2 tRNA genes are annotated in these 342 nt (G+C 43.0%); both read left to right on the forward strand.

What is annotated here, in order from left to right:
- Positions 1–94 precede the first annotated feature (94 nt).
- Positions 95–169 (forward strand) — tRNA-Ile (locus QOR82_RS09185).
- A 4-nt stretch (positions 170–173) separates the two neighbouring features.
- Positions 174–246 (forward strand) — tRNA-Ala (locus QOR82_RS09190).
- The last annotated feature ends 96 nt before the right edge of the window (positions 247–342 follow it).

Below are 342 nucleotides of genomic sequence, written 5' to 3' on the forward strand. Positions count from 1 at the left end.
GATCACCTCCTTTCTAAGGAATTAATCGGAAACCTGCACAGTTCGTTGAAACTTTATTCAGTTTTGAGGGGTTTACCATCCCAAGAGCTTATCTGGGCCTATAGCTCAGCTGGTTTAGAGCGCACGCCTGATAAGCGTGAGGTCGATGGTTCAAGTCCATTTAGGCCCATTATGGGGAATTAGCTCAGTTGGGAGAGCACCTGCTTTGCAAGCAGGAGGTCAACGGTTCGAACCCGTTATTCTCCATTGCTGACTGTAAAGTTGGCAAACTTGTACTTTGAAAACTAAACAATATCAATATATTTTCTTTATTCACAAATAAACCGAGAACACCGCGTTATT

This window comes from Limosilactobacillus difficilis, from assembly GCF_947387495.1.
Lineage (GTDB): Bacteria > Bacillota > Bacilli > Lactobacillales > Lactobacillaceae > Limosilactobacillus > Limosilactobacillus difficilis.